Raw genomic sequence first — 13,456 nt, 5'->3', positions numbered from 1 at the left:
CACGCCTCATCGGGAGGGGATCTCGCGTGCCCGGAATCGACGAGTGCCTACTGGAGGCCATGGGCCTGCCCGGGGCACGCGGCGCCTGGCTGGTCGACTGGACCAGTGGGCTGGCCCTCGGCTCCGCGGGCGAGTCCCCGGTCGGCGACCACGAGACCACGGCGGCCGAGACCGCCGAACTGGCCCGCGCGGCGGCCGAGTTCGAATCCCCACCCGGGGGGCCCGGCGGACCCGGCGGACCCGGGGGCTCCATATCCTCCGGCATCCCCGTCGAGGACCTGATCCTCACCACCCGCACCGGCTACCACCTGCTCCGCTTCGTCGAGACCGCCTTCGACAGCAGCGTCTTCCTCCACCTCTGGCTCGACCGCGACGCCGGCAACCTCGCCCTCGCCCGCCTCCGGCTCGGCGACCTCGCGGAGAGGCTGGTCCTCGGATGACCGTCTCCCCCATGCTCACCCGCCTCGCCGCCGAGCGCGCCACCGGCGCCCTGCTCCGCGACCACGGCACCCTCTACCTCGTCGACGGCCGGATCGTGCACGCCGAGAGCCCCTCCGCGCCCGGCCTCGACGTCCTGCTCACGGCGGGCGGCCGGCTCCCCCGCGAAGGCTGGGACGAGGCCGTGGACCGGGCCGGGGCGCACCGCGCGGTCGGCCGCTTCCTCGTCGACAGCGGCCGGCTGCACGACGGGGAGCTGGAGATCTGCCACCTCGGGGCCGTCTTCGACGCCGCCTTCTTCGCGCTCGCCCCCACCAGCGCGCCGAGCCGCTTCCGGTACGGGGTGGGGCACTGGTTCGGCGCGGTGCGGCCGGTCGACGCCGAGGCCGTCGAGCGCGAGACCGTGCGCCGCCGCGAGCTCCTGGACAGCGTCTGGCCCTACCCGGCCGTGGACACCGCCCCCGTGGTGCCCCGCCCCGCCGCCCCCGGCCAGCCGGTCGGCGCCCGGCAGCGCGCGCTGCTCGCGGCGGCCGACGGGACGCGGACCCCGGCGGAGATCGCCCGGGTGCTGGGCCGGCCCGCCTTCCACACCCTGCTCGACGTGCGCCGGCTCGCGGCGGCCGGCCTGGTCGAGACCCCGAGCGAACCGCCGCCGCCCGCCGCGCCCGCCGTCCCCGCCTGGGTCGGCGAGGTCGCCGACGACCCGGACATCGCCCTGCTCCGCCGGCTCCGCGACGCCCTGGAGGCAGCACTGTGATGAGGCGTGCCCTGCGCCTGCGCGCCGAGAGGAGACAACTGATGACCGCAGAAGCCGAGGTGCTCGGCGAGCTGAGACGGCTGCGGGCCCGCCTGCCGCAGCTCACCGGTGCGCTCGCGGCCAGCGCCGACGGTCTGGTGCTCGCCCAGGACACCGTCGACGGCGAGGCCGAGAGCGTGGCGGCGCTGACGGCCGCGGCCCTCGGCGTGGGACAGCGGCTCACCGACACCACCGGGCAGGGCGGCTTCCGCGAACTCCTGGTGCGCGGCGAGCACGGCTATGTGGCGACGTACGCGGCGGGGAGCTCGGCCGTCCTGACCCTGCTCGCGGAGCCGCGGATCAACGTGGGCCGCCTCCACCTGGAGGCCCGCCGTTCCAGCGCCCGGATAGGCGAGCTGGTGGACGGCGCGCTGGAACGCAGAGACCTCACCTGACCTGACCTGAACCCGACCCGACCTGACCCGAGACCCGAGACGACCCCACACGCACGCCCCTCTCTCACGTAAGGAAGTACGACAGCCATGGCGAACACCGAGACCTCCCTCAAGGAAGCCGCGCAGATCGAAGGCGCGATCGGCGCCGCCCTCGTCGACTACACGAGCGGCATGGCGCTCGGCACCATCGGCGGCGGCAAGGACTTCGACCTCAACATGGCCGCGGCGGGCAACACCGACGTGGTCCGCGCGAAGGTCCGCACGATGGAGATGCTGGGCCTCAAGGACGGCATCGAGGACATCCTGATCACCCTCGGCGGGCAGTACCACCTGATCCGGCTGCTCTCCCGGGACGCCAACGGCCTCTTCCTCTACCTCGCCCTCGACAAGGGCCGCGCCAACCTGGCGATGGCCCGCCACCAGCTGAAGAAGATCGGGGACGAGCTCCAGGTCTGAGCCCCGCGGGGCCCGGCCCCCGACCCCCTGCCCGGCTACTCGACGAACAGCCCGCGCGCGGCCGCCTTGGTGTCGAACTCCTCCAGGCGGGCCTGCGCGTCCGGCAGCCCGTCCGCCATCGCCTCCAGCAGCACCCGCCCGAGCAGCATCGGCGCGCAGGCGGTGTCGAAGGCGAGCCCGGTGCCGACGGCGGCCGGGATGAGCAGGTCGCTGTGGGCGGCGACGGGCGCGAACGCGGACTCGGCGACGGTCACCACGGTGAGCCCCGCCGAACGCGCGTACTCCAGGGCCTCGACGACCTCGCGCGGGTGCCGGGGCAGCGCGAAGCAGAGCAGCGCCGTGGCCCCGGCGCGTACGGCCGCGTCGACGCGGTCGGTGAGCATGGAGCCGCCCTCGTCGAGCAGCCGGACGTCCGGGTGCACCTTGGCGGCGAAGTACGCGAAGCCGCGCGCCTGCGAGGAGGCGGCCCGCAGTCCGAGCACGAGCAGCGGCCGGGAGCCGGCCAGCAGCCGGCCCGCGCGCTCGACCGGCACCGGGTCGGCGAGGAGCTCGGCGAGGTGGCGCAGGTTCTCGATCTCGGCGAGGACGGCCTGCTGGTACTCGTTGTGCCCGGCCTCCGCCCGCTCCTCCCGCTCGGCCGCCGCGGGCGCGCTCTCGCGCAGGTGGCGGCGGAGTGCCGGGTAGCCGTCGAAGCCGAGGGCGACGGCGAAGCGGGTGACGGACGGCTGGCTGACGCCGGCCAGCTCGGCCAGCTCCACGCTGGAGAGGAAGGGCACGTCGGCGGCGCGCCGGACCATGCAGTGGGCGATCCGCCGCTGGGTCGGTGTCAGCCGCTGCCCCTCGAAGAGCGCCTGCAGCCGTCCGGCCGGGCTGTCGCTCATGCCGTCCCCCTTCCACCTATTCACTCACCTGGAACTCTGCATGAGGATATGCAGGCAGGCAAGGGAGCGGATACCGGAGACCCCCGCGCAGGCCCCTGCGCGGGGGCCTGCACGGGGGCCTGCACGGGGGCCTGCACGCGGGCCCGCACGGGGGCCTCCGCCCGCGCGGCTCAGTACAGGCGGGCCTTCCCGTCCGCCTTGAAGAGCCGGATCTTCTCCGCGGCGACCTTCTTCATGGCCGGGACGCAGAGCGGCTGGATGACGTTGGGCTCGCGCAGGGAGGGGTCGGCGGCCAGCACCTCGCGCATGGCCTGGTGGTAGGCGACCTTGATGTCGCTGGAGATATTGATCTTGTTGATGCCCCGGTCGACGGCTCCGGCGATCTCCGCGTCGGGGTTGTTCGACCCGCCGTGCAGCACCAGGGGCACGTCCACGGCCTCCTTGATCAGGTCCAGGAGGTCGAGGCGGAGCTCGGGCTTCATCGTCGAGGGGTAGAGGCCGTGGCTGGTGCCGATGGCGATGGCGAGGGAGTCCACGCCGGTCTCCTCGACGAAGCGCCGGGCGTCGGCGGGGTCGGTGTAGATGATCTCGGAGGCACCGGCCTCGGCCTGCTCGTCCAGCTTGCCGATGGTGCCCAGTTCGCCCTCGACGGAGACGCCGACGGCATGGGCGACCCGGGTGACCTTCCGGGTGAGGGCGACGTTCTCGGCGAAGGGCAGGAGGGAGCCGTCGATCATGACGGAGGTGAAGCCCGTCCGGATCGCGAGGAGGACCTGGTCGAGCGAGGCCCCGTGATCGAGGTGGACGGCCACCGGCACGGAGGCGCCGCGGGCCCAGGCCACGGCGGCGGGGAGGAAGTCCACCCCCAGGTGCGCGAGCTCGTCGGGGTGGATGGCGACGATCAGCGGAGCCTCAAGCTCCTCGCTGACCTCGATGAGGCCCTTGAGCATCGCGTAGTCACTGACGTTGAACGCGGGGACCGCGAACGCGTGCTCACCGGCCGGCTTCAGGATGTCCTGGCCACTCGTCAGCATCTCTTGACAGCTCCTTCAGTGCAGAGTTTTGCTGGTTCAGCGCGAGCCTTCGCGCTTTTTCCTGCCTGTAGTTGCGAGATTATGCGTTTATTTGAGAGCCGAGTAGGGACTAATGTACTTATTGCGCGCTCTCGCATACCTAAGGACGGACTTCGTATGACCGCACGTGGTTCACGCTCCACCGGAGCCAGGAACGGGCGCCTTCCGGCCGGCCGCAAGGCCGACCTCGTCGCCTACGTCACCGAGCACGGACAGGTGTCGGTGGCCGCGCTGTCCGAGCGCTTCGGGGTCTCCGCGGACACCGTCCGCCGGGACCTGGACGAGCTCGACGCCCAGGGCGCCCTGATCAGGACCCACGGCGGCGCGGTGAGCACCACGCTCATCCCCGACCCCGAGACCGGCACCGAGGTCCGGACCCGGCTGCACGCCGAGGACAAGCGGTCCATCGCGGCGGCAGCGGCCGCCTGCGTACGGGACGGGGCCTCGCTCTTCGTCAACGGCGGCAGCACGACGCTGGCGGTGATGCAGCAGCTCCGGGCCCGCAAGCGGCTGCGGGTCGTCACCAACAGCCTGCTGCTGCCGGACGCCGTCACCGATTCCAGCGTGGAGGAGCTCTTCCTGGTGGGCGGCCGGATCCGGCCCAGCGCGCGGACCACGAGCGGCCCGCTGTCCTCCGCGTTCGAGCGGGAGGGCAGGTCCGGGGTGGAGTTCCGGTGCGACATCGCGCTCCTCGGGGTCGGAGCCGTCTCCGCCGAGAGCGGCTACTCCACCAGCCACCTCCCGGACGCGGTCCTCATCGCGGACATGGCGCGGCTCGCGACCACGGTCATCGTGGTGGCCGACTCCTCCAAGTTCGGCCGGACCCTCTTCGCCCGGATCGGCGGTCTGGAGATGGCGGACGTCCTGATCAGCGACGCCCCGCCCCCGCCGGACCTGGCCGCCGCCCTCGCCGCGGCGGAGGTCACGGTGAACGTCGCCGACCCTGTCCCGGCCGACTGACCCCGGCGGCGGGCCGAGCCCGTCGGCCCGTGGCCACGTCAACGGCCACGGGCACGGCCGAAGGCCCCCTGTGCGGACCGTGATCCGCACAGGGGGCCTTCGGCCGTGCCCGGTCGCCCGGGCCGGGACTCAGACGAAGATGATCTCCGAGGCGTCGATGTCCCGCTCCGCCGCGACACCGGCGGACTCCGCCTCCGCCCGCGCCGCCTCCCGCTCGGCGGGGCCGCCATCACCCTCCTCGCCGTCTTCGTCCGGCAGCCGCGGCTTCCAGAGGAAGAGGATGAGCGCGGTCACCACCGAGCCGATCACCAGCGCCAGGAGGAACAGGAACGGGCTGGTCATCGCCGGCACGATGAAGAGGCCGCCGGACGGGACCGGGCTCCCCACGTTCCACATCATCGACAGACCGCCGCCGACCGCCGCACCGCCGGAACAGGCGACCACCACGCGCAGCAGGTCGACGGCGGCCACCGGGATCACCCCCTCGGTGATCATGCAGGCGCCCATCGGGAGGGCGACCTTGATGTTGTCCTTGTCGCGCCTGCCGTAGATGGGGCGCCGGAAGAGGACGCTGAGCGCCCAGGAGAGGCCGACGCCGAAGGGCGGGACCATCGCCGCGAGGACCTTGACCGCCTCGGGTTCGAGGATCCCCTCCAGCAGCAGTCCGTCCGCGAAGAGGGAGGCGGTCTTGCTGATGGGACCGCCGAAGTCGAAGGCGGCCATCGCGCCCAGGATCGCGCCGAAGACGAACCGCATCGAGCCCTGCATGGAGGTGAGGAACTCCGTCATCCACTCGGTCGCCCAGACGATCGGCACCCCGATGACGAAGTACATCAGCAGGCCCACGACGAGGGTGCTGAGCAGCGGCAGGATCATCATCGGCATCAGCCCCTCGGCCCACCGGGGGACCTTGATGACCTTGCGCAACCACAGGATGAACCAGCCGGCGCAGAAGCCGCCGAGCATCCCGCCGAGGAAGCCGGCGCCGATGGAGCCCGCGACGGCACCGACGAGCAGACCGGGGGCGATGCCCGGGCGGTCCGCGATCGAGTACGCGATGGCGGCGGCGATCACGGAGGGCAGCATGCCCATGCCGAGGGTGCCGAGCGAGACCAGGGCGGACGCCCAGCCGTAGGGCCGGGAGTAGTCGGTGATGGTCTCGCCCCCGGCGAGGTTGCCGATCGCGATCAGCAGTCCCGAGGCCACGACGACCGGCAGCAGGTACGAGATCGCGGTCAGGGCGTGTTTCTTCAGGCCGAGCTTCGGCCGTGGCAAGGCCATGGCCGCTACCCGCCGATCTTGGCTTCGATGGCCTGGAGCAGCTTGGTCGGGGAGTGGATCGCCGTGCTCGTGCCGACCTCGACGATCCGCTTGCCCTCGAAGCGCTCCCGGCCGCCGATCTGGATGTCCACCGCGAGGAGGACGAAGTCGGAGGCGTCGATGTCCTCGGGCCGGAGCCTGTCCTCCGTGCCGATGGTCCCCTGGGTCTCCACGGCCGCGCTCCAGCCCAGCGAGGCGGCGGCGTTGAGGATCTTCTCCTTGGCGATGTACGTGTGGGCGATACCGGACGTGCAGGCGGCCACCGCGACGAACTTCATTTTCCTGTCTCCCTGTTACTTCGCGCCGTCCCGGAAGAGAGCGACGAGCTCCCCCGGGGTCTCGGCCTGGTGCAGGCGGGCGATGAAGGCGTCCGAGGCCAGCAGGCGCGCCACCCGCTGAAGCAGCCGCAGGTGCGTGGTGCCCGCGTCGTCCTCGCGGACCGCGAAGAGGATGACGACGTCGACGTCCCCGCCGTCGAGCGAGGGCCAGGCCAGCGGGGTGCGGCAGCGGCCGACGGCGAGGGAGGTGGTGACGACGGCGCGGGACTTGCCGTGCGGGATCGCGACGCCCTGCCCGAGGCCCGTGGGCCCCTCGGCCTCCCGGGCCTGCACGTCCGCCACGAAGAGCGCGGCGTCCTTCACGCGCCCCTCGGCGACCAGCAGGTCCGTGAGTTCGCCGACCGCCTCCGCCCGGGTCGTGGCGGCCAGGTCCAGCTGGACCAGGCGCTCTCCGAAGACGTGATCGAGGTCGAGATCGGGTACCTCGGTGGTCATCGCTCCACACTCCTTCACTACGGCATCCGCCGCGCCGCAGAATTCGGCATCGTTCCCAGGTGAAGGGGCGAGAGGTTGCAGCTTTATGCGTACTCGACCCCTTCTATTGCGACATTCTGCGCTTTTTTGAGAGTTCGGAGGAAGAGTCGAAGGCCATGGACCAAGGTCCGGAGAGCCCCCCGCCGACCGGCGCCCATCGGCGGCGCCCCGGGTGACTTCGGGCTCTTGCCCGGAACGGACCCGCCCGGTCGGCCGGGGGTGAGGGGCCGGAGAAAGGCCGGGCAAGGGCCGGGAAGAGGCTGGGAAGAGGCCGGGCAGGGGCCGGGAAGAGGCCGGGAAGAGGCCGGAAAGAGGCCGGAAAGGGGCCGGGAAGGGGCCGGAAACGACTGTCGCGGGGACCGCCGCACCCCCGTTGCCGGGGGGCGGGACGACGGCGGTCCCCGCGAGGGACACGGGCCCGGGTCAGGGCCGGTCCGCGTCCGGGGCGTCAGGAGTCCGGGAGCCGCTCCGGAGGTCCGTGACGCCGATGAGCCCAATCTGCCGGACGCGTGTTAAGCGGGTGCTGCGGGCACGTGTCGCGCTCGTACCGGTTGCGCGAACGCACCCGCCGTCACCGCCCGGACACGGTCACCGGGCTCAGTGCTGCTTCTTGGTGCCCCCGTTGGCGGCGAGGAAGGCCAGCAGGTCCTGGCGGCTGACCACGTCGGTCGGCTTGCCCTCGACCAGCACGATCGCCGCGTCCGCGTCACCGAGGACGGACATCAGGTCGGCGACCGGCTCGCCCGAGCCGACCTGCGGCAGCGGGTCGCACATGTGGTGCTCCAGCGGGTCCTCCAGGGCGGCCTTCTGGTTGAAGAGCGCGCTCAGCAGCTCGCGCTCGACGACCGAGCCGACGACCTCGGCGGCCATCACGTCGGGGTGGCCGGCGCCCGGCTTCACGATCGGCATCTGGGAGACGCCGTACTCGCGCAGCACCTCGATGGCCTGGCCGACGGTCTCGTCCGGGTGCATGTGGACGAGCGAGGGCAGGCCGTGCGACTTGTGGCGGAGCACGTCGGCGACGGTGGCGGAGGTGGTGTCCTCCAGGAAGCCGTAGTCGGCCATCCACTCGTCGTTGAAGATCTTGGAGAGGTAGCCGCGGCCGGAGTCCGGCAGGATCACCACGACGACGTCGTCCGGGCCGAGCTCCTTGGCGACCTCCAGCGCGGCCACGACCGCCATGCCGCAGGAGCCGCCCACCAGGAGGCCCTCCTCCTTGGCGAGGCGGCGGGTCATCTGGAACGAGTCCTTGTCGGAGACGGCCACGATCCGGTCGGTGCCGGTCCGGTCGTACGCGGTCGGCCAGAAGTCCTCGCCGACGCCCTCGACCAGGTACGGGCGCCCGGAGCCGCCGGAGTAGACCGAGCCCTCCGGGTCGGCGCCGACGATCTGGACCGCGCCGCCGCTGATCTCCTTCAGGTACTTGCCGGTGCCGGAGATCGTGCCGCCGGTGCCGATGCCCGCGACGAAGTGGGTGATCTTCCCCTCCGTCTGCGCCCACAGCTCCGGGCCGGTGCTCTCGTAGTGCGAGCGGGGGTTGTTCGGGTTCGAGTACTGGTCCGGCTTCCACGCGCCCGGCGTCTCACGGACGAGCCGGTCCGACACGTTGTAGTACGAGTCGGGGTGCTCGGGGTCGACGGCGGTCGGGCAGACGACGACCTCGGCGCCGTAGGCCCGCAGCACGTTGATCTTGTCCGTGGACACCTTGTCGGGGCAGACGAAGATGCACTTGTAGCCCTTCTGCTGGGCCACGATCGCGAGTCCGACGCCGGTGTTGCCGGACGTGGGCTCGACGATGGTGCCGCCGGGCTTGAGCGCACCGCTCTCCTCGGCCGCCTCGATCATGCGCAGGGCGATGCGGTCCTTGACCGAGCCGCCGGGGTTGAAGTACTCGACCTTGGCCAGGACCGTGGCCTGGATGCCCGCCGTGACGTTGTTGAGCTTCACCAGCGGGGTGTTGCCGACGAGGCTGATCATCGAGTCGTGGAATTGCACCGTAATCTCCGGGGTCTCCGTAATGGTGTGGCCAGCGTATTGCGTGCGATGCGTAGACGGAGGCGCTTACGGGGCAGTGAGTAACCACGAGGCGGCCGGAAGGCCCGCCAGGACCCGTGGGACCCGAAGGACCCTGAGAACCCGGAGGAGGTGGCGGCCCCGATGTCCAGCGCGAGGGTGGCACGGCGGATCGCGGCGGGTGCGGCGTACGGCGGCGGGAGCATCGGACTGCTCGGCGTGGCCGCCGTCGGGGTCCTGCTCGCCGAGGTGCAGCTGGCCAAGCGCTCGGTGGGGGGCGGGGTGGCCCCGCTGCCGCCGGGCGCGGACGGCCGCTACGGGCACGCGTACGGCGCCGAGCCCCCGCTCCGGCTGGCCCTTCTGGGTGATTCCACGGCGGCCGGGCAGGGCGTGCGCCGCACCGGCCAGACGCCCGGGGCGCTGCTCGCCTCCGGGCTCGCGGCGGTGGCCGAGCGCCCGGTGGACCTGCGGAACGTGGCGCTGCCCGGGGCCCGCTCGGACGACCTGGAGCGGCAGGTCTCGCTGCTGCTCTCGGCACCGGCCGGGGCGCCGGACGTGTGCGTGATCATGATCGGCGCGAACGACGTCACCCACCGGATGCCGGCGACCCAGTCGGTGCGCGCCATGGCCGCGGCGGTCCGGCGGCTGCGCACGGCGGGCGCCGAGGTGGTGGTCGGGACCTGCCCGGACCTCGGCACCATCGAGCCGGTCTACCAGCCGCTGCGCTGGCTGGCCCGGCGGGCCTCGCGGCAGCTCGCGGCGGCGCAGACGATCGTGGTGGTGGAGCAGGGCGGGCGGACGGTGTCGCTGGGCGACCTGCTGGGCCCGGAGTTCGCGGCGAACCCGCGCGAGATGTTCGGGGTGGACAACTTCCATCCCTCGGCCGAGGGGTACGCGACGGCGGCGATGGCGCTGCTGCCGACGGTCTGCGCGGCGCTCGCGCTGTGGCCGGAGGCGGACCGGATCGAGGAGGCCCGGCACGAGAACATGCTGCCGGTGGCGAAGGCGGCGGCCGAGGCGGCGAAGGAGGCGGGCACGGAGGTCACCGGCGCCCGCGCGCCGTGGGCGCTGCTCAAGCACCGCAGGCGCCGGCGGCTGCCGGTGCCGGGCGCGGGGGCGGCCGAGTCCCCCGCCCCGGATGGCGTCGAGGGGCCGCACCGGGGTCCGCGCGAGGGCGGCCCGGAGGCCCGCGACGCCTCCGTACGGCAGGAGTGAGCGTCCTCGCGCCCGCCTCGCGCCCGCCCGGCGCGACACTGCTGAGCGTACGCTTAGAAAAGAGGTCCGCATCACATGCCGAGGCCGGTGACCCCATGCGGTACGTACGGGTAACTTCCCTTTCAGTCCGCCCACCCAGCACCCTCCTGGAGCCGTGATGCCCGAAGCCGTGATCGTCTCGACCGCCCGCTCCCCCATCGGCCGGGCCTTCAAGGGCTCCCTGAAGGACCTGCGGCCCGACGACCTCACCGCCACGATCATCCAGGCCGCCCTCGCCAAGGTCCCCGAGCTGGACCCGCGCGACATCGACGACCTGATGCTCGGCTGCGGCCTGCCCGGCGGCGAGCAGGGCAACAACCTGGGCCGGATCGTGGCCGTGCAGATGGGCATGGACCACCTCCCGGGCTGCACGATCACCCGCTACTGCTCCTCCTCGCTGCAGACCTCGCGGATGGCGCTGCACGCGATCAAGGCGGGCGAGGGCGACGTCTTCATCTCGGCCGGCGTCGAGATGGTCTCGCGCTTCGCCAAGGGCAACTCGGACTCCTGGCCCGACACCCACAACCCGCTCTTCGCCGAGGCCGAGGCCCGCACCAAGGCCGTCGCCGAGTCCGAGGGCTCCACCTGGCACGACCCGCGCGAGGACGGCCTGGTCCCCGACGCGTACATCGCCATGGGCCAGACCGCCGAGAACCTGGCCCGCTGGAAGGGCGTCACCCGCCAGGAGATGGACGAGTTCGGCGTACGGTCGCAGAACCTCACCGAGCAGGCCATCAAGAACGGCTTCTGGGAGCGCGAGATCACCCCGGTGACGCTGCCCGACGGCACCGTCGTCTCCGCCGACGACGGCCCGCGCGCTGGTGTCACCCTGGAGGGCGTCTCCGGCCTCAAGCCGGTCTTCCGCCCCGACGGCCTGGTCACCGCCGGCAACTGCTGCCCGCTGAACGACGGCGCCGCCGCGCTCGTGATCATGTCCGACACCAAGGCGCGCGAGCTGGGCCTGACCCCGCTGGCCCGGATCGTCTCCACCGGCGTCTCCGGCCTCTCCCCCGAGATCATGGGCCTCGGCCCGGTCGAGGCCTCCAAGCAGGCCCTCGGCCGCGCCGGCCTGTCCGCCTCGGACATCGACCTGGTCGAGATCAACGAGGCCTTCGCCGCGCAGGTGATCCCCTCCTACCGCGACCTCGGCTTCGACCTGGACAAGGTCAACGTCAACGGCGGCGCCATCGCCGTCGGCCACCCCTTCGGCATGACGGGCGCCCGGATCACCGGCACGCTCATCAACAGCCTCCAGTTCCACGACAAGCAGTTCGGCCTGGAGACCATGTGCGTGGGCGGCGGCCAGGGCATGGCGATGGTCATCGAGCGCCTCTCCTAACCACCCCGCGTCCAAGCCGTGACCGAATCTCCCCCAGGATGTGACCTACGTCCCGGGGGAGAGCCGTTTGCGCAGGTCACAGCCACATCAGGACTAAACACCCAGCCGAAATACCTGTCCATTTCGTGACGTAATGCACTGACAGGGAGCACCACCCCGCGCCAAGCTGAGGTAGGAAGTCGGGGGATCGACTCGAATCGGGAGTACGTCAGTGAGCGCACTGTCTCTTGCCCTGCTGGTGACCACGGCCGCTGCCACGGCCGTGGGCGTCGCCGCTCTGCACTCCGCCCACGCTCTCCGTAAGCAGGTCACCGCGCTGCGTGGCGAACTCGCCGCCGCCAACGGCCCGTCCGTCCCGCACGCCCGCCAGACGCCGGCCGCCGAGATACGAGCCGCGGTCGCCGAGGCGCTGGCCGAGGAGCGCGAGCGCGAGCTGGCCGAGGCGCGCGCCTTCTGGGCCGCGCAGGAGGCCAGAGACGCCGCCGACGCCCCCTCCCTGCTCGGCGGGCCGCTCGGCCCGGCCGACGAGACCGGCCCGTACTTCGTGCCCCGCCAGGCCGATTTCGTGGGCCTGGAGGCAATGGCGCTGGAGGCCATGGAGGCCGAGGCCGCCGCGCTCGACGGCGCCGACCCGCTGGACGCCTTCGACACCTTCGACGCCTTCGACGAGTTCCCGGAGCCGGCCGGCGCCGCCGAGTACCCGGACGACTCCCCCGAGCTCGCCGCGGCCCGCCGCCGGCACCCCTCGCACCCCGACTTCGTGCCGGTCCAGACCCCCGTGGTCACCGACCACGAGCGCACGGTGGCGCGCCTGGAGGAGCTGGCGGACACCCGCACGGCGCTGACCGACGTCCGCCCCGGCCCGCTGGGCACCCTGGACGTGTACGTCTTCGCCGACGGCACCACGCTCTGTATGACCCCCGGCCACCGGGAGACCGCCGAGCGGCTCGCCGAGGCGCTGCGTTCCGGCCACACCCCGGTCCTGCTGGGCGGCTCGGGCGTCTCCGGCGCCTACGCCCTGACCTTCTCCTGCGGCGAGGCCGCGGAGGACAACGTCTACATCCTCGCGGACCGCGTGATCGCGAGCCTCTGACCGCCCCGCGACCCCACCGCCTCCCGCCCGCACCGGGGCGCCGGGGATCGCTCCTCCCGCGCCCTCCGAGGCGTCTAGAGGCCCGAGCGGGCCTCCGCCTCCCGCACCAGCCCCACGGCCTCGTCCAGGTCCCCTCCGGGGGACTCCGCCGGGGCCGTTCGCAGTGCCTCGGCCAGGTCCGCGGCGGCGACCGCCAGCTGGTCGGCGACGACGAAGACCCCGGCGTCCGGCAGCTCGGCCGGCTCCCGGTCCGGGAACTCGACGCGCTGCGCCCGGCACGCCAACTCCCTCGCCAGCGCCAGCCCTTCGGCGGCGGCACCGCGCTGGAGGCGGCTCTGCGGAGCGGCCCGCAGCCGGTCGGCGAACCGCTCTGCGGCGGCGGTCAGTCCACTCGTATCACGCACGGTGCGAGCCTATGCGCCGCCCGGGCGCCAGGGCCAACGGGCCGGGACGGGTCGCCGGCCTCCCGGTAGAGGACCTCCAGGCCGTCGATGGTCTCGGTGCGGCCGCGCAGCGCGAAAACGGACACGGGATGCCCCCTCCTCCGAGAGAGAACGATCGTTCTCTCAATGCCTTGTAGAGTGAGGAGAACGATGGTTCTCAACGTAAGCGCGAGCGCGGAGGAG

At 72.6% G+C, this 13,456-nt stretch carries 15 protein-coding genes; 8 read left to right on the top strand and 7 right to left on the bottom strand.

All coding sequences use genetic code 11. The features are described 5' to 3' along the window. Positions 1-26 precede the first annotated feature (26 nt). The 4 genes from ACZ6J5_RS20625 to ACZ6J5_RS20610 all read left to right on the top strand — a co-directional run bounded on the left by ACZ6J5_RS20625 (position 27) and on the right by ACZ6J5_RS20610 (position 2,085). Positions 27-440, top strand: a complete 414-nt coding sequence (locus ACZ6J5_RS20625; RefSeq protein ID WP_469393487.1) for a hypothetical protein — start codon at positions 27-29, stop codon at positions 438-440. Then, positions 437-1,195, top strand: coding sequence for a transcriptional regulator (locus tag ACZ6J5_RS20620; protein ID WP_469393485.1), 759 nt, complete (start codon positions 437-439; stop codon positions 1,193-1,195). The genes ACZ6J5_RS20625 and ACZ6J5_RS20620 overlap by 4 nt, the downstream gene beginning before the upstream one ends. Then, entirely contained in the window at positions 1,195-1,629 is a 435-nt protein-coding gene (locus tag ACZ6J5_RS20615) for a roadblock/LC7 domain-containing protein (RefSeq protein WP_469393483.1), read from the top strand. Before ACZ6J5_RS20620 ends, ACZ6J5_RS20615 begins: the two co-directional genes overlap by 1 nt. Positions 1,630-1,716: 87 nt before the next feature. Next, entirely contained in the window at positions 1,717-2,085 is a 369-nt protein-coding gene (locus ACZ6J5_RS20610) for a hypothetical protein (protein WP_469393481.1), read from the top strand. 35 nt (positions 2,086-2,120) lie between these two features. Here the strand turns inward: ACZ6J5_RS20610 and ACZ6J5_RS20605 are convergent, their stop codons facing one another. Both ACZ6J5_RS20605 and ACZ6J5_RS20600 read right to left on the bottom strand, forming a co-directional pair. Further along, entirely contained in the window at positions 2,121-2,966 is an 846-nt protein-coding gene (locus tag ACZ6J5_RS20605; RefSeq protein WP_469393479.1) for a MurR/RpiR family transcriptional regulator, read from the bottom strand. Between the two features lie 170 nt (positions 2,967-3,136). Beyond that, positions 3,137-4,000: a ketose-bisphosphate aldolase gene (locus ACZ6J5_RS20600; RefSeq protein ID WP_469393477.1), complete on the bottom strand. Its 864-nt coding sequence runs from the start codon at positions 3,998-4,000 to the stop codon at positions 3,137-3,139. Between the two features lie 156 nt (positions 4,001-4,156). Here ACZ6J5_RS20600 and ACZ6J5_RS20595 point away from each other — a divergent pair, with 156 nt between their 5' ends. After that, positions 4,157-4,999: a DeoR/GlpR family DNA-binding transcription regulator gene (locus tag ACZ6J5_RS20595; RefSeq protein ID WP_469393475.1), complete on the top strand. Its 843-nt coding sequence runs from the start codon at positions 4,157-4,159 to the stop codon at positions 4,997-4,999. 129 nt (positions 5,000-5,128) lie between these two features. Here ACZ6J5_RS20595 and ACZ6J5_RS20590 read toward each other — a convergent pair whose 3' ends face one another. From ACZ6J5_RS20590 to ACZ6J5_RS20575, 4 genes are all read right to left on the bottom strand, one after another. Next, complete coding sequence (locus tag ACZ6J5_RS20590; protein ID WP_469393473.1) at positions 5,129-6,280, bottom strand: PTS fructose transporter subunit IIC; 1,152 nt, start codon at positions 6,278-6,280, stop codon at positions 5,129-5,131. A 5-nt stretch (positions 6,281-6,285) separates the two neighbouring features. Next, complete coding sequence (locus tag ACZ6J5_RS20585) at positions 6,286-6,597, bottom strand: PTS fructose transporter subunit IIB (RefSeq protein ID WP_469393471.1); 312 nt, start codon at positions 6,595-6,597, stop codon at positions 6,286-6,288. A 15-nt stretch (positions 6,598-6,612) separates the two neighbouring features. Next, positions 6,613-7,092, bottom strand: coding sequence for a PTS sugar transporter subunit IIA (locus ACZ6J5_RS20580; protein ID WP_469393469.1), 480 nt, complete (start codon positions 7,090-7,092; stop codon positions 6,613-6,615). A 636-nt stretch (positions 7,093-7,728) separates the two neighbouring features. Continuing rightward, positions 7,729-9,126 (bottom strand): cystathionine beta-synthase, encoded by a 1,398-nt coding sequence (locus tag ACZ6J5_RS20575; RefSeq protein ID WP_469393467.1) that lies wholly within the window; start codon positions 9,124-9,126, stop codon positions 7,729-7,731. 162 nt (positions 9,127-9,288) lie between these two features. Between ACZ6J5_RS20575 and ACZ6J5_RS20570 the strand changes: the two genes are divergently transcribed. From ACZ6J5_RS20570 to ACZ6J5_RS20560, 3 genes are all read left to right on the top strand, one after another. Next, on the top strand, positions 9,289-10,359 hold the full coding sequence (locus ACZ6J5_RS20570; protein ID WP_469393466.1) for an SGNH/GDSL hydrolase family protein: 1,071 nt from the start codon (positions 9,289-9,291) through the stop codon (positions 10,357-10,359). Between the two features lie 157 nt (positions 10,360-10,516). Continuing rightward, the gene (locus tag ACZ6J5_RS20565) at positions 10,517-11,737 is read left to right on the top strand and encodes an acetyl-CoA C-acetyltransferase (protein WP_469393464.1); all 1,221 of its coding nucleotides are present in this window, start codon (positions 10,517-10,519) and stop codon (positions 11,735-11,737) included. 211 nt (positions 11,738-11,948) lie between these two features. After that, positions 11,949-12,830 (top strand): hypothetical protein, encoded by an 882-nt coding sequence (locus ACZ6J5_RS20560; RefSeq protein ID WP_469393462.1) that lies wholly within the window; start codon positions 11,949-11,951, stop codon positions 12,828-12,830. 74 nt (positions 12,831-12,904) lie between these two features. Here the strand turns inward: ACZ6J5_RS20560 and ACZ6J5_RS20555 are convergent, their stop codons facing one another. Then, the gene (locus tag ACZ6J5_RS20555) at positions 12,905-13,234 is read right to left on the bottom strand and encodes a hypothetical protein (protein ID WP_469393460.1); all 330 of its coding nucleotides are present in this window, start codon (positions 13,232-13,234) and stop codon (positions 12,905-12,907) included. Between the last annotated feature and the right edge of the window lie 222 nt (positions 13,235-13,456).

This window comes from Streptomyces sp. NPDC042100 (genome assembly GCF_055582325.1).
The sequence above is the reverse complement of the archived record's forward strand: the minus strand, read 5'-3'. Positions and strand labels throughout refer to the sequence as shown.

Excerpts from the sequence above, each read along its gene's own strand:
- ACZ6J5_RS20615 (WP_469393483.1), top strand. The coding sequence starts at position 1,195 with ATGAGGCGTGCCCTGCGCCTGCGCGCCGAGAGGAGACAACTGATGACC.
- ACZ6J5_RS20610 (WP_469393481.1), top strand. The coding sequence starts at position 1,717 with ATGGCGAACACCGAGACCTCCCTCAAGGAAGCCGCGCAGATCGAAGGC.
- ACZ6J5_RS20600 (WP_469393477.1), bottom strand. The coding sequence starts at position 4,000 with ATGCTGACGAGTGGCCAGGACATCCTGAAGCCGGCCGGTGAGCACGCG.
- ACZ6J5_RS20585 (WP_469393471.1), bottom strand. The coding sequence starts at position 6,597 with ATGAAGTTCGTCGCGGTGGCCGCCTGCACGTCCGGTATCGCCCACACG.
- ACZ6J5_RS20580 (WP_469393469.1), bottom strand. The coding sequence starts at position 7,092 with ATGACCACCGAGGTACCCGATCTCGACCTCGATCACGTCTTCGGAGAG.
- ACZ6J5_RS20590 (WP_469393473.1), bottom strand. The coding sequence starts at position 6,280 with ATGGCCTTGCCACGGCCGAAGCTCGGCCTGAAGAAACACGCCCTGACC.
- ACZ6J5_RS20620 (WP_469393485.1), top strand. The coding sequence starts at position 437 with ATGACCGTCTCCCCCATGCTCACCCGCCTCGCCGCCGAGCGCGCCACC.
- ACZ6J5_RS20605 (WP_469393479.1), bottom strand. The coding sequence starts at position 2,966 with ATGAGCGACAGCCCGGCCGGACGGCTGCAGGCGCTCTTCGAGGGGCAG.
- ACZ6J5_RS20595 (WP_469393475.1), top strand. The coding sequence starts at position 4,157 with ATGACCGCACGTGGTTCACGCTCCACCGGAGCCAGGAACGGGCGCCTT.
- ACZ6J5_RS20565 (WP_469393464.1), top strand. The coding sequence starts at position 10,517 with ATGCCCGAAGCCGTGATCGTCTCGACCGCCCGCTCCCCCATCGGCCGG.
- ACZ6J5_RS20570 (WP_469393466.1), top strand. The coding sequence starts at position 9,289 with ATGTCCAGCGCGAGGGTGGCACGGCGGATCGCGGCGGGTGCGGCGTAC.